A 3,260-nucleotide genomic window follows, 5' to 3' on the forward strand; every position below is an offset into this window, starting at 1 on the left:
CAGAAAATGCCCAAAATTACTGGAAAGAGCGCAAGAAATCCGAGAAGGACAAGGCGTTCGATCTGTCTCGCAAACTCAGGGAGTTTAACTTCCGACTGGACCTGTTGCGGGATCGTTTGATTGAAGCCGCCAAAAGGGAATTGGCCGATCTTCGCAAGAAAGCCGAGGTTATCCGGGAGGCATTGAAGGCGAAGAAGCTGGAACGCTATGCCCGCGAACAGGCCGAGCGCAGAGAACGACGGCAGGAACGAGGGAAAAGCCGGGGGCGGTGATAGGGGCTTGCCTTTGGCGTCAATCAGGCGGATTGTAGCCCCAGAAACGGGGAAGGCCCGGTGCGACAACACCGAGCCTTCCAACAAACCCACAGCTACTACCCAGTGGGCCTGCTACTTCCGAGGGGTAAGAGATAACCCAGTTTCGGGTTTCCCCTCAAGAGAAGATAGGCTGACTGGTTCGAAAGAACGACCAGTGACCCAAAATATCATCTCCCTGAAGCATTCTTTCCGTCAGCAAGTGAACAACCTCTATTTCGAGGGGAAGCTGACGATCTCTCATAAATCTGTCCTGATGACGCTTGCGACGTTCCTTGGCCGTTCGGGCCTGTTTCCGAGCCATGCGACGATCGCTCAAGCTTGTAAACGCTCGGAGCGAACGGTCATTCGCGCTCTTGAACGGGCTTATGCTCTTGGATTGGTCGTCAGAACCCATAGAACGGTCGTACAGGGCGGCAAGAAGGTGCGGACGAGTAATTCCTACCGATTGATTGTGACAGCCTCAGACCAGCTTAGAGAGGCAGGGAAGCATATGTCCCGGGCGCTTTGGAAAGGTGTTTCTCACCTAACTGACAGAATGTCAGAGAAGGTGGCTAAAAATATATCTATCCCTAGTTTTGAACGACGATATCCAGAGCCACAGCCTCCCGAACGCACACGGGAGGAACTGCTAGCAGCCATTGCGAGCTGGCAGACCTAACTGACAGACCTGAATCACCTAACTGACAGGACAAAAATTGCTCAGGAAGAAGGAGCAGATGGGAGAGGTCTGACCTAACTGACAGACCCATTCCTTTTTGGGAAAGAATTTAAGGGGCTTCATAAGAAAATATGAATTTTTTGCTTATAAGAAAATCATCAAATTTTTTATTTGTATATTCTATACAGTAATATTGTTCTTCTACTGAATTTGAAGAATTTGTCGTTCTAAATGGATCGAAATCCTTAATTGGTTTTTGATAAATTGATTCTATAGTTGAAGATAAAGAATTTTTATTTCCATTTTCGTCAAATGAATTATTAAAATCTCTTTTTAAGGTTTCAAACAGACTTTTTTCTCTTGTATGGAAGTATATTTTAGTCATTTCATTTAATCCTTTTTTGTAAAAGTGCCGCCCCTTTTTCTTTCCAGAGACTTTTTTTGGAAAGGTCAATTTGAGCTTCAGACATTGAACTTAAAGCACCTAAAAGCTCTTCTGGGTCCCATAAGATTTTCCCAGTAATGCTATCAACAAGTCCAGCCATAATGAGCAGCCCGGCTGATTTAATCAGTTCGTGCGTTCTGGCTTTCTCTTTGGCGCTGCGTTCAGCCTTGAGAATTTTGGAAACCTTGGTCTTGCTACTGGCGACCTTCTCAGCGGCTTTTTCTAAACGTGCGACAGCTTTTTCAGCCCGAACGAGTGCTTTGAAATCCTGTTCTTCTTTTGGCGTTTTATCGTCCTTCTCCATGAGAAGGACCAAGAGGCGCTGTTGGTCTGATGGCGACTTCTTGTTTTTGATATGCTCAATCCGTTCGATGAGCCATTTATCATTCATGACGATACCTTTTTTCTTTGGCAAATAATCACCATTCTAGCATCATTTTGTAGATAATTCCGACTATGATATTTATCCTTCCTATTGAGGAAGGCGCGCTTAGACGTTTCTCATAAATGAGAAACAGCACGTTAAGGGGTTTCCCCTTAAAACCCGTTTGAACTCTAAAGGAAGATGTTGTGGCGATTGGCCGTTTGTCGATGAAGGTTGGAGCGAAGGGGAAGGCCAGCCCTCATGCCGCTTACATCGCACGGACAGGGAAGTATCAGCATCGCCTCGAAACAGGTGAAAGACTGGTCGCCATCGGAACCGGGAACATGCCGGGTTGGGCGCAGTCTGATCCTTCTTCCTTCTGGAAGGCTGCTGACACGTTCGAGCGGGAGAACGGCACGACCTATCGAGAGATGGAGATCGCCCTTCCTCGTGAACTGAATGACGATCAGAAGCAGCGTCTCATTCAGGAGTGGGTGAAGCAGGAGATAGGCACCCGTCATGCCTATCAGTGGGCCATTCATTCTCCCCGCGCTGCTGATGGCGGCGAACAGCCCCACGCTCACCTGATGTTTTCAGAGCGGACGATGGACGGTATCGAGCGGGAGCCGGGACAGCTTTTCAAGCGGTACAACAGCAAGGCCCCAGAGAAGGGCGGGGCCAAGAAAGCGAATACCGGCAAGCAGTATGCGGAGCGCCGAGACGAGTTGAAGGCTCTCCGGCACCGATGGGAAGTCTTATGCAACCGGCACCTTCGGGCGGCTGATACGAAACAGCGGATCAGCATGAAGCCGAATCATCCGCTGCGACATGGCGCCCCAGAACCCAAGATGCTTCCGAGTGAGTGGAGCCGGGGCGACGCAAAAGCGGATATCATCGAGTTTCGAGAGGCGAGGCGGGACTTTCTGGAGACCGAGCCGAACGTGCGTCTTTTTGTGCGGCCGACTGCGGACCGTATTGAAACGCTGGAAATTCTCAAAGCCGCCAAAGAGGAAGAACGCCAAGAGGCGATTGCCCGGCAGAAGCGAGCCGAGGATGAACGCCAAAAGGAAATCGCGGACCGTCTCGCCAATCCTTATCCGCATATGGCGGAGAGTGAACTGGCAGCCTTGTTACCCAAGATCGAAACCGAGATCCGTGACCGGACAGAAAAGTTTGTCCAGGCGGACCCGGACTATCGAGACCTGGCGCAGAAGAAAGATGCCGCTACCAAAGAGCAGAGCGTGACCGAGGCCAGCATTGCGAAGGCCGAGCATGAGGAACGCAAAGAAGCGGATAGGGCGAAGGCGCTAGAAGAAAATCACCGTTTCCAGACCGGCTTACACAGAGCCGGGATCAAGACCTTCAAGGCTCTGGATGATGCAGAAAATGCCCAAAATTACTGGAAAGAGCGCAAGAAATCCGAGAAGGACAAGGCGTTCGATCTGTCTCGCAAACTCAGGGAGTTTAACTTCCGACTGG

Annotated in this window: 4 protein-coding genes and 1 pseudogene; 3 read left to right on the top strand and 2 right to left on the bottom strand. The window is 50.0% G+C overall.

Features of this window, described 5'->3' with window-relative positions; genetic code table 11:
• Together CFR80_RS17415 and CFR80_RS17420 are read left to right on the top strand one after the other, a co-directional pair.
• Positions 1-272 (top strand): annotated as a pseudogene (locus tag CFR80_RS17415) (MobA/MobL family protein); the annotation flags it as partial.
• Between the two features lie 196 nt (positions 273-468).
• The gene (locus CFR80_RS17420; RefSeq protein ID WP_110507799.1) at positions 469-972 is read left to right on the top strand and encodes a helix-turn-helix domain-containing protein; all 504 of its coding nucleotides are present in this window, start codon (positions 469-471) and stop codon (positions 970-972) included.
• 109 nt (positions 973-1,081) lie between these two features.
• Here the strand turns inward: CFR80_RS17420 and CFR80_RS19070 are convergent, their stop codons facing one another.
• Together CFR80_RS19070 and CFR80_RS17425 are read right to left on the bottom strand one after the other, a co-directional pair.
• Complete coding sequence (locus CFR80_RS19070; RefSeq protein WP_146221697.1) at positions 1,082-1,357, bottom strand: hypothetical protein; 276 nt, start codon at positions 1,355-1,357, stop codon at positions 1,082-1,084.
• 1 nt (position 1,358) lies between these two features.
• Positions 1,359-1,808, bottom strand: coding sequence for a conjugal transfer protein TraD (locus tag CFR80_RS17425; protein ID WP_110507800.1), 450 nt, complete (start codon positions 1,806-1,808; stop codon positions 1,359-1,361).
• Positions 1,809-1,987: 179 nt separating this feature from the next.
• Between CFR80_RS17425 and CFR80_RS17430 the strand changes: the two genes are divergently transcribed.
• On the top strand, positions 1,988-3,260 hold a 1,273-nt coding region (locus CFR80_RS17430; RefSeq protein WP_110507801.1), incomplete at its 3' end, for a MobA/MobL family protein.

The organism is Komagataeibacter oboediens (assembly GCF_003207815.1).
Classification (GTDB): Bacteria; Pseudomonadota; Alphaproteobacteria; order Acetobacterales; family Acetobacteraceae; genus Komagataeibacter; species Komagataeibacter oboediens.

Coding starts and splice junctions, on each gene's coding strand:
- CFR80_RS17425 (WP_110507800.1), bottom strand. CDS start 1,808: ATGAATGATAAATGGCTCATCGAACGGATTGAGCATATCAAAAACAAG.
- CFR80_RS19070 (WP_146221697.1), bottom strand. CDS start 1,357: ATGACTAAAATATACTTCCATACAAGAGAAAAAAGTCTGTTTGAAACC.